This is a genomic window from Paenibacillus sp. Paensp111 (genome assembly GCF_059492195.1).
In genome coordinates this window covers 2,345,091-2,361,574 of the sequence record NZ_CP168527.1, presented here as the reverse complement: position 1 = coordinate 2,361,574, position 16,484 = coordinate 2,345,091, and the positions used below count along the sequence as shown (strand labels likewise).

General features: G+C 50.5%; 16 protein-coding genes. All 16 read left to right on the top strand.

Annotated elements, in window-relative coordinates; genetic code table 11:
- Window position 1: 1 nt before the first annotated feature.
- The 16 genes from trpB to ACEN86_RS10965 are packed head-to-tail and all read left to right on the top strand — an operon-like array spanning window position 2 to window position 16,416.
- Window positions 2-1,195 (top strand): tryptophan synthase subunit beta, encoded by a 1,194-nt coding sequence (gene trpB, locus ACEN86_RS11040; RefSeq protein WP_495630695.1) that lies wholly within the window; start codon window positions 2-4, stop codon window positions 1,193-1,195.
- Window positions 1,192-2,004, top strand: coding sequence for a tryptophan synthase subunit alpha (gene trpA, locus ACEN86_RS11035; protein WP_495630694.1), 813 nt, complete (start codon window positions 1,192-1,194; stop codon window positions 2,002-2,004). Before trpB ends, trpA begins: the two co-directional genes overlap by 4 nt.
- A 17-nt stretch (window positions 2,005-2,021) precedes the next feature.
- The gene (locus tag ACEN86_RS11030) at window positions 2,022-2,663 is read left to right on the top strand and encodes a phosphoribosylanthranilate isomerase (protein ID WP_495630693.1); all 642 of its coding nucleotides are present in this window, start codon (window positions 2,022-2,024) and stop codon (window positions 2,661-2,663) included.
- 23 nt (window positions 2,664-2,686) lie between these two features.
- A complete protein-coding gene (locus tag ACEN86_RS11025) occupies window positions 2,687-3,742 on the top strand; it encodes a Gfo/Idh/MocA family oxidoreductase (protein WP_495630692.1) in 1,056 nt (351 codons plus the stop codon).
- Between the two features lie 4 nt (window positions 3,743-3,746).
- Window positions 3,747-4,877: a DegT/DnrJ/EryC1/StrS family aminotransferase gene (locus tag ACEN86_RS11020; RefSeq protein WP_495630691.1), complete on the top strand. Its 1,131-nt coding sequence runs from the start codon at window positions 3,747-3,749 to the stop codon at window positions 4,875-4,877.
- Window positions 4,877-6,007, top strand: a complete 1,131-nt coding sequence (locus tag ACEN86_RS11015) for a DegT/DnrJ/EryC1/StrS family aminotransferase (RefSeq protein ID WP_495630690.1) — start codon at window positions 4,877-4,879, stop codon at window positions 6,005-6,007. Before ACEN86_RS11020 ends, ACEN86_RS11015 begins: the two co-directional genes overlap by 1 nt.
- On the top strand, window positions 6,000-6,878 hold the full coding sequence (locus ACEN86_RS11010; protein WP_495630689.1) for a sugar phosphate isomerase/epimerase family protein: 879 nt from the start codon (window positions 6,000-6,002) through the stop codon (window positions 6,876-6,878). The genes ACEN86_RS11015 and ACEN86_RS11010 overlap by 8 nt, the downstream gene beginning before the upstream one ends.
- Complete coding sequence (locus tag ACEN86_RS11005; protein ID WP_495630688.1) at window positions 6,875-8,194, top strand: M20/M25/M40 family metallo-hydrolase; 1,320 nt, start codon at window positions 6,875-6,877, stop codon at window positions 8,192-8,194. The genes ACEN86_RS11010 and ACEN86_RS11005 overlap by 4 nt, the downstream gene beginning before the upstream one ends.
- The gene (locus ACEN86_RS11000; protein WP_495630687.1) at window positions 8,187-9,302 is read left to right on the top strand and encodes an Ldh family oxidoreductase; all 1,116 of its coding nucleotides are present in this window, start codon (window positions 8,187-8,189) and stop codon (window positions 9,300-9,302) included. Before ACEN86_RS11005 ends, ACEN86_RS11000 begins: the two co-directional genes overlap by 8 nt.
- Before the next feature lie 28 nt (window positions 9,303-9,330).
- Window positions 9,331-10,251 carry a Gfo/Idh/MocA family protein gene (locus ACEN86_RS10995; protein WP_495630686.1) on the top strand — a complete coding sequence of 307 codons (921 nt, stop codon included), beginning with the start codon at window positions 9,331-9,333 and terminating at the stop codon, window positions 10,249-10,251.
- Window positions 10,248-10,664 carry a DUF6917 domain-containing protein gene (locus tag ACEN86_RS10990; protein ID WP_495630685.1) on the top strand — a complete coding sequence of 139 codons (417 nt, stop codon included), beginning with the start codon at window positions 10,248-10,250 and terminating at the stop codon, window positions 10,662-10,664. Before ACEN86_RS10995 ends, ACEN86_RS10990 begins: the two co-directional genes overlap by 4 nt.
- A 23-nt stretch (window positions 10,665-10,687) precedes the next feature.
- Window positions 10,688-11,377 carry a B3/B4 domain-containing protein gene (locus ACEN86_RS10985; protein ID WP_495630684.1) on the top strand — a complete coding sequence of 230 codons (690 nt, stop codon included), beginning with the start codon at window positions 10,688-10,690 and terminating at the stop codon, window positions 11,375-11,377.
- 14 nt (window positions 11,378-11,391) lie between these two features.
- Window positions 11,392-12,660 (top strand): MDR family MFS transporter, encoded by a 1,269-nt coding sequence (locus tag ACEN86_RS10980; protein ID WP_495630683.1) that lies wholly within the window; start codon window positions 11,392-11,394, stop codon window positions 12,658-12,660.
- Between the two features lie 54 nt (window positions 12,661-12,714).
- Window positions 12,715-13,659 carry a DMT family transporter gene (locus tag ACEN86_RS10975; RefSeq protein ID WP_495630682.1) on the top strand — a complete coding sequence of 315 codons (945 nt, stop codon included), beginning with the start codon at window positions 12,715-12,717 and terminating at the stop codon, window positions 13,657-13,659.
- A 15-nt stretch (window positions 13,660-13,674) separates the two neighbouring features.
- Window positions 13,675-14,934, top strand: coding sequence for an ATP-grasp domain-containing protein (locus tag ACEN86_RS10970; protein WP_495630681.1), 1,260 nt, complete (start codon window positions 13,675-13,677; stop codon window positions 14,932-14,934).
- Between the two features lie 60 nt (window positions 14,935-14,994).
- On the top strand, window positions 14,995-16,416 hold the full coding sequence (locus ACEN86_RS10965) for an ATP-grasp domain-containing protein (RefSeq protein WP_495630680.1): 1,422 nt from the start codon (window positions 14,995-14,997) through the stop codon (window positions 16,414-16,416).
- The last annotated feature ends 68 nt before the right edge of the window (window positions 16,417-16,484 follow it).

Sequence of the window (16,484 nt, the reverse complement as noted above, 5' to 3'; positions counted from 1 at the left end):
TATGGAAGGTTTTTTCGGACAATATGGCGGGGCTTACGTTGCGGAGACATTGATTCGTAATTTGGAGGAACTGTACGGGGAGTACGAGAGAATCAAGGACGAGGAAGACTTCCGGGAAGAAATCTCGCAGCTTCTAAAAAACTTTGTCGGCCGGCCTACGCCTATCTCTGCGCTTCACCGCATTACCGCTGAACTTGGCGGAGCCAAAATTTATCTCAAGCGTGAGGATTTGACCCATACCGGAGCCCACAAAATTAACAATGCGCTGGCTCAGGCAGTTCTTGCCAAACGAATGGGCAAAACACGGATTGTGGCTGAGACAGGAGCGGGACAGCACGGTGTTGCCGTGGCGACAGCCTGCAGTCTGCTTGGACTTACCTGTGTTGTGTATATGGGAGCCGTGGACGCGGAGCGTCAGGCACCGAATGTACAGCGCATGAAGCTGCTTGGTGCGGAGCTTCATCTGGTGCATAGCGGGCAAAAGACCCTTAAAGATGCGATCAGTGAAGCGATTCGCGACTGGATTACCCATGTTGAAGATACGCATTACTTGCTTGGTTCTGCGGTTGGACCGCATCCTTTCCCGAATATGGTCCGTGATTTCCAGTCGGTGATTGGAGAAGAAGCCAGGGAGCAAATCCTTGAGGCTGAAGGAAGATTGCCGGATTATGTGATTGCGTGCGTTGGTGGGGGGAGCAACTCGATTGGAATGTTCAACGCGTTCCTGAATGATGCTGATGTGAAGCTGGTCGGTGTGCAGGCTGCCGGTGAGGGACTTGAATCAGGAAAGCATGCTTCACCGCTGCTAAAAGGTACTCATGGTATTATCCAAGGCAGCTTGACGTATATGCTCCAGGATGAAGACGGTCAAATTCTAGAAACGCATAGTATTGCTCCAGGCCTGGATTATCCAGGGGCCGGACCTCAACATAGTTATCTAAAAGATACCGGAAGAGTGGAATATACCTCTGTGAATGACCGGGAGGCCCTGATGGCTTTCGAGGAATTATGCCGGAAAGAAGGCATTCTTCCTGCCTTAGAATCTTCACACGCGGTAGCCTATGCCCTGAAGCTGGTAAGCCAGCTGCCCCAAGATGCCCTGGTGCTGGTTAACCTGTCGGGCAGAGGAGACAAGGATCTAAGCCAGGCCATAGCTGCCTTGGATCAACTTAAGAACTCGGAGGTGCTGGTATGAGCCGAATTGATCAAATGTTCGCCCGCCTGAAGGAACAAGGAGAGTGTGCATTAATTCCATATATTCCTGTAGGATACCCAACGGCGGAAGGATCAGAATCCTTGATCCGCACGATTGCCGAATCCGGCGCAGATCTTATTGAGCTTGGTGTTCCTTACGCGGATCCGTTGGCCGACGGCCCGACTATCCAGGAGGCAAGCTTAAAGGCGGTATCCAATGGGATCAATCTTAAGTCGTGTATTTCTATGGTGCGTACACTTCGGGACAAAGGGCTCGAAACGCCAATCGTGTTGATGGGGTACTGCAACTCTTTTCTCGCATACGGGCTGGACAAGCTTGCAGATGATGCCAAGGAAGCCGGCATAGACGGATTCATCATTCCGGATCTGCCTTCAACCATGGCGAAGCCTTATGTGGAAATATTCGAAGCCAGAGGACTCAAGAATATCTTCTTCCTCGCGCCGACGACGAGTGAAGCGAGAGAGGCTGCGGTTGTTGAGCAGGGACAAGGCTTCCTGTACTGCATCTCCGTTACGGGAGTAACCGGGGAGAGAAAGTCACTGCCTGCGGAACTGCGGGATTTCATTCATCAAGCCAGACAGGTTACCACCCTGCCGCTGGCGGTTGGCTTCGGTATTTCCAATGAGGAGCATGTACGCGAGGTCAGTGAATATGCGGATGGAGCGATTGTTGGGAGTGCTCTAATTAATGTCATTAAACATTCAGAGCCCCATGAGATCGAGGCTAAAGCTGGTGAATTTATCCGCTCTTTGAAGCAAGCAACTAGAAAAGCTGCAACCCCGATCTAATGAAGAAGGAGAATCCAATGGTTCGAGTTAAAATATGCGGTTTGACCAGCAAAGAAGCTGCCTGGGCTGCGGTCGAGGCAGGTGCTGATGCGGTGGGGTTTGTGTTTGCGGAGGGAAGACGCAGGATCACTCCCGTGCTTGCGCGGGAGATTATCCGCTCACTTCCCCCATATATCACGACGACAGGTGTCTTTGTAAATGAAGAGCTGAATCAGGTCAATCAGATTGCTGATTTTTGCCGGTTGGACCTTCTCCAGCTGCATGGTGACGAATCCCCCGATTACTGCAATCGTGCCGTCCGGCCGGTTGTCAAGACGATTCATATGGGTGCAGGAGTTCACGATGATGATTATATCCAGAACAGGTATGGTGAAAGGGTGCGGGCATTCCTGCTGGATACCTTTGTAGCCGGTGCAACCGGTGGCACAGGGCAGACCTTCCCATGGGAAAGTGTACAGAAGATGCGTATTAGGACACCCATCATTCTCGCTGGAGGACTCCATGCCGGAAATGTAGCGGAGGCTATTCGTCTGACACAGCCATTCTCTGTTGATGTAAGCAGTGGGGTGGAGACGAACGGGCTGAAGGACCCGGTCAAAATGCAGGACTTCGTTCAGGCTGTCCGGAGTTGTCAGTTGGCTGTGGGAGACCCGCACTAATACGTACAAAAGGAGGTTCGTGTATGCTTCAATCTTTGATTATCGGATTTGGAAGAGCGGGAAAAGGTCTCCATTACCACTGCCTTCGTAAAGCAAACCAAACGGGAAGTCATACGAGCCTTTTCCATCCTCAGGTTGGAGTTGTGGATCCGAATATAGGTGCTCTTGGTCTTGGTCAATCCAAGCTGACGGGCTTCTCCAGCCTGGATGAGGTGGAGGGGTTCGAACCCGAGAATACGGTCGTGCATATTTGCACACCGCCTGAACTTCATACGGCTTCACTGCTTGATGTGGCCAAAAAGGGTTACCGCAAAATTATTATGGAAAAGCCGCTGACCACAACCGAGAAGGAACTGGAAGTCATTCGGGACATCCAGAGTAAATACCGGTGTGAAGTTCTGGTTGTGGCGAATTGGTTATCAAGTTCTTTGACCAAAAGTATCCATACGCTGATCAAATCCAATATCTTTGGCCCGCTGCGTTACCTGACTGCGGAACAGAATAAATCCCGTCTATCCCGTACCTTGGCCAATCCCAGCCATCAGAATGCCTTTGATGTTGAAATTCCGCATCTGGTCGCCCTGGCCTTGCTGTTAGGCGGAACGAATGCGAGCATCAAGGAATCTGAGGTTAAAGATATGCTCTTTGGAGATCACGTAATTCCAAATATGGGTATGGCCAAGCTGACCCTTGACCAGGATCATGGACTTGTCTCCCGTCTTAGTTCCAACTTGGCAACACCCGTACGGAAGCGGAGAATTCAACTTAATTTTGACAGCCATGTAGTCTTCGGCTATTACCCATCTGCGCAGGATGACAGCCACGCCTGGCTGGAAATATGTGATGGGAACGGACGTCTCTTGGACGAACAGATTCTGCATGATGATCCACTATCCGCCGTGTTTATTGAGTACTATCAGTACTTTGCAGGTATAGGAGAGAAGCCGGTAAGTGACCTCGATTTCAACGCCAAGGTGGTCACGTTAATATGCCAGGCCAAGAGATTATGCGGGCTAATGACAGACGAACCAGAACCTTCGGATGTCAGTCTAACTTACAATATGGTCAATATGGGGTGAGCGAATGAGTGTTGCTTTTTTCTCAGGGGCTGAAGCTTTCAAGCAGCAGTGGCCTCTGATCTCAGATAAATTGGATCAAATCTTGGATGAGGGGAAGTTCACCAATGGCCCTACGGTTCAGGAGCTGGAGCGGGCACTTGAGACTTTTACCGGGGCCAAGCACTGTGTAGCTGTCGGAAATGCAACCGACGCTTTGATTATCATGCTGCGTGCTGCGGGAATCGGTGCCGGGGATGAGGTCATTGTTCCTTGTTATTCATTCTTCGCTTCTGCATCCAGTATCGCCCATGTAGGCGCTACACCGGTCTTCTGTGATATTAATCCATCGACCTACATGATCAATGTAGAGCAGATCGAGCAGAGAATTACCCCTCGCACCAGAGCGATCATGCCGGTACATTTATTCACTCATCTGGCGGATATGAATGCAATCAGCCGAATTGCTCAGAAGCACAATCTTCTGGTACTCGAAGACAGTGCTGAGGCGATCAGTATGTTCCATGAAGGACAACACGCTGGCTTGATCGGCAACGCGGGTGTGATTTCCTTTTTCCCTACCAAAACCTTGGGAGCCATTGGAGATGCCGGACTGATTCTCACGAACGATGATTCGATAGCTCATGAGGCAAGACGGCTAAGAATTCATGGACAAGATGAAGGAACACCTTATATTCATCATTCCGTGGGCTACAACAGCCGAATGGATGATATTCAGGCCGCTATCCTTCTGGTTCGTCTTCAATATTTGCAGCGGGAAATCGCACGCCGTGCTTATTTGGCAGCTTGCTACAATACGAAGCTGGCGGACATTCCTCAGGTAAGCACGCCGATTGTAGAGGAACGCCCGAGTGAAGCAGCTAACGCTGTGTATTATGTATACCTGATTGAGACCGAGAAGCGGGATGAGCTGGTTGCTTACCTGAACTCCAAGGGAATTGGAACTGAGACCTATTATCCTCATCCGCTGCACCTTCAGCCCTGCTTCTCTCATCTGAATTATCAAGAAGGGGATATGCCTGCGGCCGAACAGGCAGCGCGAAGAGCAGTTGGACTGCCGCTTTATCCGGACTTGACCGAAGAGCAAGTCACTGAGGTATGCGGACATATTCGTCATTTTTTTGAAAAGGAGGTGTAATGATGAAGGTTCCTTTCTTCAATTACGCTGACCGCTATGCGGAAGATCGGGAGAAGATTAAGGAAATTGTATACAACGTGGGGACTTCGGATAATTTCATTCTGAAGGAACGCGTGAATGAATTCGAGGAAGAGATCGGCAGATATACAGGGGCGAAGCATGTCATTGCGGTTGCGAACGGAACAACCGCACTTACGATTCTGCTTAAAGCGATGGGTGTCGGCCCAGGGGTGGATGTCCTGACTCCTGCTTTCTCATTCATCTCCACAGCAAGTTCGATTGCACTGCTTGGCGGTACACCTGTGTTCGTGGATGTGGATCCACATACAGGAATGATGGATCCTGAAGACCTGAAGAGACGAATTACTCCGGCAAGCCGGGTAGTTATTCCTACGCATCTGTTCTCTGTGATGGCGGATATGGCTGCCATTAATGAAGTTGCCAGAGAGCATAATCTGATCGTGCTGGAAGATAGTGCCGTAGCTTTGGGAGCGCGTCAAAACGGCGGCATGGCAGGCCTGCTTGGCGATGCCGGTCTGTACTCCTTTTTCCCGGCTAAGCCACTAGGTGGAATCGGTGATGGAGCGGTGATCGTAACGGATAACGATGATTTTGGCCGAATCAGCCGGATGCTTCGTAACCATGGTCAGGACGGCATTACCCGCTTCTATCATCATATGCTCGGTTATAACAACCGGATGGACGAGACGGTAGCGGCTTATCTGTCGCATAAGCTGGGGCGTTACGACAACCTGTTGAACCGGCGCCGCGAGATTGCGTCGAAGTATAACCAAGCCTTTGGAAGCTTGGCTCCAATGGTTCAGGTGGTTACGGAGGCCCACGCCGAGAGAGTCTACTACACTTATGTACTGCAAGCCGAGAAAAGGGACGAGCTGCGCTCGCATCTTCAGTCCCGCGGAATTGAGACGCAGATTTATTATCCTTCGGCTCTGCCGCTTCAGCCGGCGTTTGCTTACTTGGGACATCAGCCGGGTGATTTCCCGAATTCGGAAGCCATTACAGGACGATCCCTGGCTCTCCCGTTGTATGCTGAAATGCCGGATGAGCAGGTGGACGAAGTCATTCAAGCTGTAGCCGAGTTCTATGCTGAGGTTAAACTCCATGTCTAAACTGCACGGGATCAAGCTGTCGGGGCTAAGTGATGAAGCCGGACCGGAAATAACGGAGCAGATTGAGACCCATCTGGAGCTTGGCTGGAATGAGATCGAGATTCGGACTGTGAAGGGACAAGCCCTGGCAGACTTGGATTCCGAACTATTCCGTCAGCTGCGCAGTCGTATCTCAGCTGCATCTCTGAAAGTAACTGCCGTAGCATCACGGATTGCCAACTGGGAGAGACCCATTACGGGTGATTTCGGACAGGATCTGGATGAGCTAGGGAAGATCGCTGATCGTATGCATGATCTGGGAGCCCGATATGTGCGGATTATGTCTTACCCGAATGACGGATTGCCTGAAGCAGAATGGCGGGAGCGCGTATTCGAACGTATGTACAGATTAACGGAATTGGCCCGGGAGGCGGACATCGTCCTGCTGCATGAGAACTGTTCAGGCTGGGCAGGGACAGATGCGGAACGAGCACTTCAGCTGGTAGAGGAAGTGGATAGTCCGAACCTTAGGCTTCTATTCGATACAGGGAATGGCATTGCCTACCGATACGATACCTTTGAGTATTTGACCAAGGTCTGGCCGTATGTAGAGCATGTTCATATCAAGGATGGCATATTGCAGGACGGCAAGGAGGTCTACACTCTGCCAGGTGAAGGTCATTCCAAAGTAAAATCGTGTCTCAAGTGGCTACTTGAGCACAATTACCAAGGAATTTTGTCCATTGAACCGCATCTGCATCTGATCCCCCATTTGCGCCAAAGACAGAACTCCGCGGGGTACAGAGATTCCTATATTACTTACGGTCAACGGCTGGAGATGCTTCTGCAAGAGATTGAAGTAAGCGGAGAGAAGGTGAAGACGGAGGCATGAGTTCTTTATTTACGGACAAATATTCCGATTTATTGCTGAATCTTCTCAGGCTTAATACGATCTCACCTATGGAAACCGGGCTGCCTTCCAGCATAAGAGAAGCCCAAGCGGAGTATGCCGCGTTCGCCTATGAACAGCTGGGATGCGAGATGTTATATCATTGTTCACCCGATCCGAAAGTTGCAGAAAGCGGGGATGTACCTCTCAGCGTACGGGAACGCGCTGCCGAGATGGGTTCAGCCTTTTGGGATTCGCAGCCCAATCTGGTACTCCGATGGGGAGCCAAAAGACCGCTGGAAGATACGCTGATGTTCAATTTTCATATGGATACCGTAGATGGGCATGTTCCGGTCACTTACGAAGACGGCAGGTTCACAGGCCGGGGAGCAGTTGATATGAAGGGGCCGGGCGTCGCATTGCTGGCAGGGATTGAGGCTGCTCTGAAGGAAAACCCCTCCTGGACGGAAGATTGCAGCCTGCTGCTCCAATGTGTATCCGGGGAGGAAGGCGGAGCCATGGGCGTATATGGCACAAAGCTGCTTGTTGATGGCGGCCTTCTCGGCAGCTTGAACGTATTCGCTGAGCCGTCGGAAGGTGTCTTCTTCGACCGCTCCACGACATCGATGACCGCCCGAATCGAGGTGCTGGGGCAGGATTCAACCGATGATGCACCGGAAGCCGGTCATAACGCAACTCTATTGCTGGGCTTTCTCGCCTCGAACATGCTGGCCAGGCTGTCTGAACCTATTGAGTCAATAGGAGGGAAGATGTGCCTTGCCGGTATGCATACTGGGTCCATGCACAACAAGGTATATGGTTCCGGTCGGCTGCTTATGAATTTTGCTTATCATTCTACTGAAGGTGGACGGCAAATACGTCATTTGGTTGAAGAAGTTATGCAGGATCTCCTCAATGAGTTCTCAATGCAATATCAAAATTTGGCTCCAGCACGTTATACAGCGAGCTCGGCCGCAGAGATCTGTGAGCTGACCTGGGTGAAACAGGGACTTCCGGTTCTGAATAATCGGCATTCGGAGTGGGAGCGAAGCCTGAGTGAGATTGGCTGGGTCCGCAACCCAGAGGATCAGCTGCATCAGGCATTCACCTGTGATGCCATGTGGGCACAGCGACCAGGAACATACACGATTGTGTATGGACCCGGAGGTCTCGGCAGCCACCATGCTCACGCAGAAGGAGAATATATCACGCTGGAAGAGCTGGAACGCTATGCGGCGGATATACGTGATTTGATGACAGCTTTCTATAAATTACGTAGAAATATGAATCGATTGGAAGTGGTCAATAGACATGGTTAACCAAGTTAAAGTGAAGAAAGATCGTCTGCAAGATTTCGTAACCAATGTATTCAAAGCGTGCGGTGTTGACGACGAAAGCAGCCGTATGGCGGCAAGTGTACTGTGTTATGCCGATGAGAACGGCTTCGATACACATGGAGTCACTAACCTGGAGAGGATCTATGTATCCAGGCTGCTGGATGGGCGGGTGAATCCATCTGCAGAGCAAAAAGTAGTTGCAGAATCAGCTGCTACCGCCGTGATAGATGCCAATCATGGGCTGGGCTTGTCAGCTGGTGTTAGAGCCATGGCACTTGCCATTGAGAAAGCGAAGCAGACCGGAATCGGATGCGTCGTGGTTCGCAATTCCTCCCACTTCGGTAGTGCCGGGTATTATACCGGACAGGCTTTAGAGGCGGGAATGATCGGCATGGCCATGACGAATCTGGGCACCCAGGCCATAGCCCGACCGCTGAACGGTACGGTGAATATGCTGGGCACGAACCCGATTGCAGTCAGTGCACCTGCAGAGAATTTGCCTCCTTTTGTCCTCGACATGAGTACGACCGTGGTTGCCACAGGCAAGATCCGGGCCGCCGAACGAAGAGGCGAATCGATCCCGGAAGGCTGGCTTATTGATGACAACGGAGATCCGGTTACGGATCCCGCTGCTTATGATCAGGGTACAGGACATCTGCAAATGCTTGGAGGTTCGCTGGCTACGGGCGGAGCCAAGGGCTACGGACTGGCCTTGATGGTGGACATTCTGTGTGGTGTCTTGTCTGGAGCGGATGTCGGCCCGGATCCTAGGCTGCTGAAGCCTGAGCAAAGCGCTGCTGGCCAGGAAGACCAGAACATCGGGCACTTCTTCCTCGCCATCCAGGTCGATGCGTTCCGTCCAAAGGAAGACTTCACTTCCCATATGGATCAGATGCTTCAGACCCTCCTTGACTGTCCTCCGGTATCTCCAGAGCGGAAGGTTGTATACCCTGGATATCTGGAAGCCTCCGGTCGTGAGGCTACCGATGAGGTAGCTATTGATCAAATTGTATTTGAACAGCTTGAACGCTTGGGACTTAAGCTGAATGTGGCTTCGCTGTCTTCTGGGGAAGAAGTTCACGCCAAGTGAAATATATCGAATCGGGAGGAACTTATTCATGAATCTTCGAGTTGGAATCATCGGTATGGGCGTCATTTCCAAGTTTTACGTTCACGCATTGCAGCACAAGCTGAGCAATCCTGTGCTCACGGCAGTATGTGATTTAAGTGAAGAGCGTCTTTCGCCGTTCATGAATGAAGGCATCCCCTGCTACCAGGATTACAAGGAAATGCTGAAGCGGGATGATATTGATGCAGTTATCATAAATGTGCCTAATGACAAGCATTATGAGATCTGCCGCGATGCCCTGCTCATGGGCAAGCATGTCTGCTGTGAGAAGCCGATGACCATGAATATGGAAGAGGCGGACGATCTGGTCCGCGTATCCGCCGCTTCGGAGCGAACCATGTTCACCGCTTTTCACCGTAGATATAATATCCACTTTGTTGATGCGCTGAAGCAGCTTGAGCCAGGCGATGAGATCGTCAAGGTGACCGCGAGTTATCTGGAGAAGATCGAAGAACATGCCGGAGATGACAAATGGTATCTGCAGCCGGACCGCTGCGGAGGCGGATGTATCGCTGATAACGGACCGAACGTTTATGATACATTGGCTTTTTTCCTGGGACATCTTGAAGTAGTCTCTGCGGATATTTCCCGCAATGAGCAGGGCGTGGACATTGAAGCACGGGTGGAGCTCGTAACCGCTTCTGGCGTTCCCGTGTCAGTTCATCTGGACTGGGCATATCCGAACGGCGAACAGAAGGATGTCATCATTCATCTGAAAAGCGGCCGCGTTATTGAAGCAGATATGCTAGCCGGGTTTACAGAATTCAAATCCTCGCTGTATCACGAGTATGAAGAGATCCTGCTTGATTTTGCGGCCAAGGCGGCCGATGGCACATGTCACGGAGAAGACGGCAGAGATGCAGTAAGACTCGTCCATGACACGTATCAAGTGGAGACTATGAAGATATGAGTCTACCGGCCAAGCGGGCCGTTCAAGGCGCATTCGCTGCCCTGCTCTTTCATAAACAGGAAGAGCGCGGCATGCGTCTGATCGAGTTCGAGACACGTTGTGTACGGCAAGGGGAGATCCATGAGATCGTGACCACCACACACTCGGACAGTGTGGCAGGGGATCTAATCAACCGGGTAGGCTTTCTTGGTTTCGCTGAAATGAATTGTGGAGGAGTCATTGGCCGCGGAGATCCCGTTGTCATCCATAATCAGGTGATCGGTCACGTGCTCGGATTTGACGATTGTCATTTCCCGAATCACTATAATATTCTGATCGCAACGAAGGAGACTTGGACAGCGGAAGATCTGAATCTGGAAGTCGAGAGCTCTATCATATTTGGATCGTTGAATGATAAGGATGAACTCAAATAGGTTTCTTTTACAGGAGGACGGCAATGTACAATCAAATCAAAATGAGCCCAGACGTAGAGCACAACCTGGATGGGGTTAAGGTATATGGACTTCATCTCCAGCTTACGCCGAGGGGTGACGGTGCCAAGGCCGACTATACACCTGAATGGGAGCAGATCCATGCGGCTTGGCGCGGGAAAAGCAAGGCAGAAGTCGCTGCGGCTCCGATGATGGCGGCTTATCAGAACTTTTATCAGCTGATCGGGTTAAATCCCAAGAAATACCCTCCTTCAGTTCAGAACCTAATCCAGCGGTTCTTCATCAAAGAAGACCTGGATCGGCTTCCCCTAATTCATCCAATTGTGGATGCCGTGAATGTGGCTGCTCTTCAGCACCTGATTCCACTTGGTGTCTTTGATGCTGAATGCGTGAGCGGGGATATTCACCTGAGCTTTACCCAGGGCGGTGAGGCCTTTCAGGGATTAGGGGAAAGCGAGCCGGAAGCTCTTCCTGAAGGACTGCTTGTGCTTGCCGATGACGAGAAGACTCTGTCGAGATTCTGCTATCGGGACAGCGAGGTTCAGAAGGTGACGGATGCGACTAAGCAAGTCTGGCTGCTAGGCTGTCAAGTCCCTGGCGTGGATGAGACGGCAGTCAAAGAAGCGTTGTCAGCGGGTCTCGAATTGATTGGACGAGCTTACCAATGTGAGCTGAGACAGATCCATGCAGGCTGAAAGGGGGGGCTTGAATGAATGCTAGCGGTAGGCAGCCTTCTCTATTCAAGCGCTACGACTTAGCGATCTGGATCCGGATATTCGGCAATGCGCTAAATGCGATGACGACGTTCATTATCCGGCCATTTCTGGCTATTTATTTGTTCGACAAACTGGGGGGGTCCCTGGTCAGCGCCATGCTTGTCATTGGCCTTCAGCCCTTTGCAGGCATGTTAACCGGTATATTCGGAGGCGGTCTTAGTGACCGGTTCGGACGTAAGCCGGTGATGATCATAGCCCTGCTAATTCAAATATTGGGTCTCGGTGCTTATACGCTTGCAGATAATGTATGGGCATTTGCGGTGATTACAGCCATTATGGGTGTGGGCTCAGCCTTATTTAATCCGGCTGCGAACGCGATGATCTCAGATGTAGTCGATGCCAGGCAGCAGACCGAGGTGTTCGCCTTACTGCACACGGCATCGAATGTCGGAGCGGCCTTCGGACCTGTGATTGGTCTTCTCTTGTTCCAATGGGACAGCACTCTGGTGTTCATTACTAATGCACTGATTCTGCTGGCATATCTGCTGCTTGTATTGTGGAGAGTGCCCGAATCCGTTAACCGGAATCCTGTTCAGGCATCATCTTCACCGATGATACGCACCTCGGGCCGTTGGCTTGACCATAAGCTTCTGTATGGAATCACGTTACTGGCGATGCCAGTTGGCATGATCTACGCACTGGTCATTTCGGTTCTTCCGTTTCATTTGTCCGATCACTTTGAACATTCAGCGGATATTCTGGCCGCGCTAATGACTTTTAACGGGATTATGGTCATCGCTCTTCAGCTTTGGGTTACGAAGAAGACCCAGCTCATGCTCGCTTATCGGGTGATCGGACTCTCCTATGCGCTGTATGCCGTTGTAGCCTTTGGCTATGGCTGGTCACGCTACATCGCAGTTCTGTTTGTAATTGAATTCATCTTTTCTATAGGCGAGATGTTGATTGGTCCGCAGCTTCAGAATGAGATATCCGGATTAGCCCCGGAAGGGAAGAGGGGCTTCTACTTCGCGATCTTCGGGTTACATCTGCAGCTGCCGCTGGCCTTTGGTCCTGTTGTAGGGGGACTTATCTATACCGCTTGGAATGGTACGGTTATGTTCATGCTTCTGGGGCTCGTGTTTATTCTTACGGGCGCAGCCCAGGTTATTCTGCTCAAATGGTTAAGAAAGCAGAAGCAGGCGGTCATGCAGACGGATATGTCTCCTTTAACGGTTAGAAATGAGGAAAGTTTCTCGACTTAACCCCATATACAAGAAGAGATCACAGGTCAGAGATAACGAGGGGTGGGAACCAGGATGAAAGGCAGCTTCAAAGCTTATATTGCGATGACTTTCGCCATGTTCACTGTCGGTAGTTCCATAGTGGTGGGCAAATGGGTGACCATCGTGTTTCCTGTGTTTCTCGCTTCTCTAATTCGATTTGGCTTGGCTTCCGTACTGCTGATCATAATTCTGCTTATGGTTGAGGGCATTCCCAAGATTACGGGGAGGGAGCTTCTCCTCTTGCTAATGCAATCCTTAACCGGAATTTTTCTGTTCAATATTTGCCTGTTGATTGGTCTCAGATGGACACCTGCTGTTGAAGGCGGGATTATTACCAGCACGACGCCGCTTGTCATCTCGGTGCTGTCAGTGATTTTGTTCAAAGACAAAATTCCGGTAAAAGCCTGGTCGGGCGTTATTCTGGCAGTCATCGGAATAGTTCTCATACGCCTGCTTGATCATTCTTCTTCTACCGCTGAATCTGGTGGCTTCTCCTGGCCAGGCTACGCCTTGCTGGGTATAGCTGTAATTAGCGAAGCGCTCTTCACGCTCATTGGAAAAAGACTGTCCGACCGATTGTCCCCGCTGGCAATTACAACCTTTGTAACGGTGTGGGGATTTGTTCTTTTTCTTCCAATTGGTCTATATCAGGCCGTTACGTTTGATTTCAGTATCCCTTCCATGGGAGATTGGCTCAGCCTCGTCTATCTGGCTGTTGTCGTCACCGTGATTGGCTTCGCGCTTTGGTACTACGGCGTTTCGGCAGTATCAACGAGTACTTCCGCTTCTTTTACAGGGATCATTGCTGTTTCTTCGCTTGTTCTCTCAAGCCTTTTACTGCATGAGCCGATGGGCTGGAATCATCTGATCGGGATGGGGATTGTCATTGGAGCCATAATCTTGTCTGCCCGGTCGGAGAGCCAACCCCAGCTCGCCTCGCAAGCCTATGAGGAGAAGGAAGACCCATTAATCAGATAAACGGAGGTTCTCTATATGAAGGAAGGCAAAGTGATAGTCGTAATTCACCGCTTTGGCGATTACGTTCTTGGTGGGTTTGTTAACTACGCAAATGTCATTGATCACAGCAAGAACCAGGTTGTGTATCTGGTAAACGCCAGAGGGCATCAAGATATTCAAGATTACAAGGATCAGGCGGCTGCTGTACATGAACTGTCTGATATCGAGGATTACTCGGCACTGGAAGCAGCGATGGAGAGTATTGCTGCCGAGTATGGGCAGGTTGATCTTATGCTCGCGATGTCTGAATTTGATCTGATTAACGCCGCGAAGCTGAGAACAAGGTTCAACATTCCGGGCATTTCCGAAGAGAAAATCTCCTTGTACCGTGACAAAATCGTCATGAAGAAGCGTCTCCAGGGGGACGGCCTGCGGATTCCTAAATTCTTGGATTATCGAACATCCGCTGAAGCCATAACCTTTGCAGAGGAGACGGGTTATCCCGTTATCCTTAAGCCCAAGCTCGGTGCAGCCAGTCAGGGTGTGAACAAAGCCCATAACCGGGCAGAACTGGAAGAGATTCTTGCTAATATTGAGGCTGCCAATGAATCAGAAGACTTCCAATGTGAAGAGTTCGTGACGGGTCCAATATTCCATATTGATGGATTAATCCAGAAGGGTGAATTGCAATTCATCGCCATCTCCCAATATGTGAATGGATGTTTTGCCTTCTCGCAAGGAATGCCTAACGGTTCATTTATTGTAACGGACAGGCTTCCTTTGAAGAATCGGCTGACTAGCTTTACAGAAGAGGTTCTGCGATCTCTTGAACTACAGAATGGTTGCTTTCATCTTGAAGTTATTGACCGGGACGGACAGGAAGCGGTATTCCTTGAAATCGGTGCTCGGATGGGCGGAGCGGAGACACCATTCCTTACGCTGGAGTTATATGGAGTGAATCTGTGCGAAGAATGGATTCGAATCGAGCTTGGGAACTTCGAGAAATTAACCATCCCCGAGACCGGTATCCACGGTGGACTGCTGCAGTTCCCTGAACCTCCTTGTGTACCGGCAGAAGTGGTTCACGTGACCAGCATCAAAGGCTTAATCCCGGAGATTTTCCATGAGCAAATACCACAGCCTGGGGAAATTATGGACGGCAAAGGATCCTATTATCATATCAGCGGTAGATATATGTTCCGGGGGAACAGTGAAGCTGAAGTTGAAGCAGCTATTCATAAAGCCATTGAACTGTTCCATATTGAAGCCAAACCTCTAGAGCCATCTGCAGTGTAACTTGTCTATAATGGATCATTCGTCTAGGATCATATCCCTAAATGGAGGAGAGACCCTCATATGAAAAATATCTTGCTTGTCAGCGACCTGGGTGGATTTCCGCCATCCTTGGAATCATTAGCGAAGATCGCCAATGTATATGTATATATTCCGCGCCCCAGCGCGGTAACCAGCCGGTACATGGCATCCATTAACCGGTATGCAGCGGGTGTGGTGAAGGAGGGCATCCCCGGTGGTTCCGGCGGATATGAGCATCCTGAGTGGGTGACTTTTACTGGAGCAGAGGCCTATACGCTCTCAGAAGATGAAGTCGTAGAGCAAATTATCCGCTATGCCCGCATGTTCAAGGCGGAAGCCATTATGTTCGGCGGGGCAGAGAACATGGTACTATCCGTGGCGAAGGCGGCTGAAGCACTCGGACTTCGTTCAGCTGGTGTGGAAGCCGCACGGCTGGCCCGCAATAAATACACCATGAGGGATAAATTCCGTGGTGCCGGGGTTCCCTCACCAGATTTCCGGGCGATCCATTCAGAGGCAGATATGCTGGCCGCTGTTAGTGAACTTGGTTATCCTTTAGTTCTCAAGCCTACGTATTTGGCCTGCTCCATTGGGGTAACTCTGCTGGACGGAAGCAGAAGCCCGGTAGAGGTGTTCCGTGAAGTTCAGCGAGATATTGAGGAGAACACAGGAGATTCGCTGCTGTTCAGTGAAGAGTGCTTATTTCTGGTAGAACAGTATATGGAAGGCTGCAATGCGGATTGGTACGCGGATGATCTATATGCTGACTATGTCTCCGTAGAAGGAATGATGGTAGACGGAATATATCACCCGGTAGCCATTACGGATAAGACTCCAATGCTCTCCTCCTTTACGGAGACTTCCCATCTTGTACCTAGTGTGCTGGACCACGAAGCGCAGAGCCTCATTGTGGAGGCTTGCCGCAAAGCCAATGAAGGCCTAGGCCTTCAGAATTGTCCGACGCACACAGAGGTCAAGCTGATGAAGAACAGACAGGTAGGAATCATAGAGACCGCGGCCCGCTTCGGTGGATGGAATATCATTCCTCAGATTAATGATGTGTTTGGAATCGACATGACGCGTATATGGGCTGAAGTGCTGCTTTATGGCAGCTCTCAGAACCTGCCGGATCATTTGCTGAAGGTCTCCAACAAAGCGCGCTGCAATATGCGTATTTATTTGGAGGACAACCCCTTGGATCCTTCGTTGAAGTACCAATATACGGGCTACGAGAAGCTGGATCATTTGCTGGGGGAAGGCACCCGAATCCTTACAGAGACCGAAATTCCAAAAGGAACAGTTGTGAGCAGCAACCCCCACCTGAATGCTATGAGCTTTGTATCTACGCTGGATCTGGAAGGTTCACACCCCAGAGATTTGGCTCAATCAGTCTCCAACATACGGAGTGGAGTCAGACTTCAGGTTACTGAATTGGAAGGAATGAAGATAGAAGTCAAAGTCTAAATTCTCATATCAGAAAATAACCGGATGCGAAGGTAATCCCGACTCGCGTCCGGTTTTTTGTTATACAT

Coding starts and splice junctions, on each gene's coding strand:
- trpB (WP_495630695.1), top strand. CDS start 2: ATGGAAGGTTTTTTCGGACAATATGGCGGGGCTTACGTTGCGGAGACA.
- trpA (WP_495630694.1), top strand. CDS start 1,192: ATGAGCCGAATTGATCAAATGTTCGCCCGCCTGAAGGAACAAGGAGAG.
- ACEN86_RS11030 (WP_495630693.1), top strand. CDS start 2,022: ATGGTTCGAGTTAAAATATGCGGTTTGACCAGCAAAGAAGCTGCCTGG.
- ACEN86_RS11025 (WP_495630692.1), top strand. CDS start 2,687: ATGCTTCAATCTTTGATTATCGGATTTGGAAGAGCGGGAAAAGGTCTC.
- ACEN86_RS11020 (WP_495630691.1), top strand. CDS start 3,747: ATGAGTGTTGCTTTTTTCTCAGGGGCTGAAGCTTTCAAGCAGCAGTGG.
- ACEN86_RS11015 (WP_495630690.1), top strand. CDS start 4,877: ATGATGAAGGTTCCTTTCTTCAATTACGCTGACCGCTATGCGGAAGAT.
- ACEN86_RS11010 (WP_495630689.1), top strand. CDS start 6,000: ATGTCTAAACTGCACGGGATCAAGCTGTCGGGGCTAAGTGATGAAGCC.
- ACEN86_RS11005 (WP_495630688.1), top strand. CDS start 6,875: ATGAGTTCTTTATTTACGGACAAATATTCCGATTTATTGCTGAATCTT.
- ACEN86_RS11000 (WP_495630687.1), top strand. CDS start 8,187: ATGGTTAACCAAGTTAAAGTGAAGAAAGATCGTCTGCAAGATTTCGTA.
- ACEN86_RS10995 (WP_495630686.1), top strand. CDS start 9,331: ATGAATCTTCGAGTTGGAATCATCGGTATGGGCGTCATTTCCAAGTTT.
- ACEN86_RS10990 (WP_495630685.1), top strand. CDS start 10,248: ATGAGTCTACCGGCCAAGCGGGCCGTTCAAGGCGCATTCGCTGCCCTG.
- ACEN86_RS10985 (WP_495630684.1), top strand. CDS start 10,688: ATGTACAATCAAATCAAAATGAGCCCAGACGTAGAGCACAACCTGGAT.
- ACEN86_RS10980 (WP_495630683.1), top strand. CDS start 11,392: ATGAATGCTAGCGGTAGGCAGCCTTCTCTATTCAAGCGCTACGACTTA.
- ACEN86_RS10975 (WP_495630682.1), top strand. CDS start 12,715: ATGAAAGGCAGCTTCAAAGCTTATATTGCGATGACTTTCGCCATGTTC.
- ACEN86_RS10970 (WP_495630681.1), top strand. CDS start 13,675: ATGAAGGAAGGCAAAGTGATAGTCGTAATTCACCGCTTTGGCGATTAC.
- ACEN86_RS10965 (WP_495630680.1), top strand. CDS start 14,995: ATGAAAAATATCTTGCTTGTCAGCGACCTGGGTGGATTTCCGCCATCC.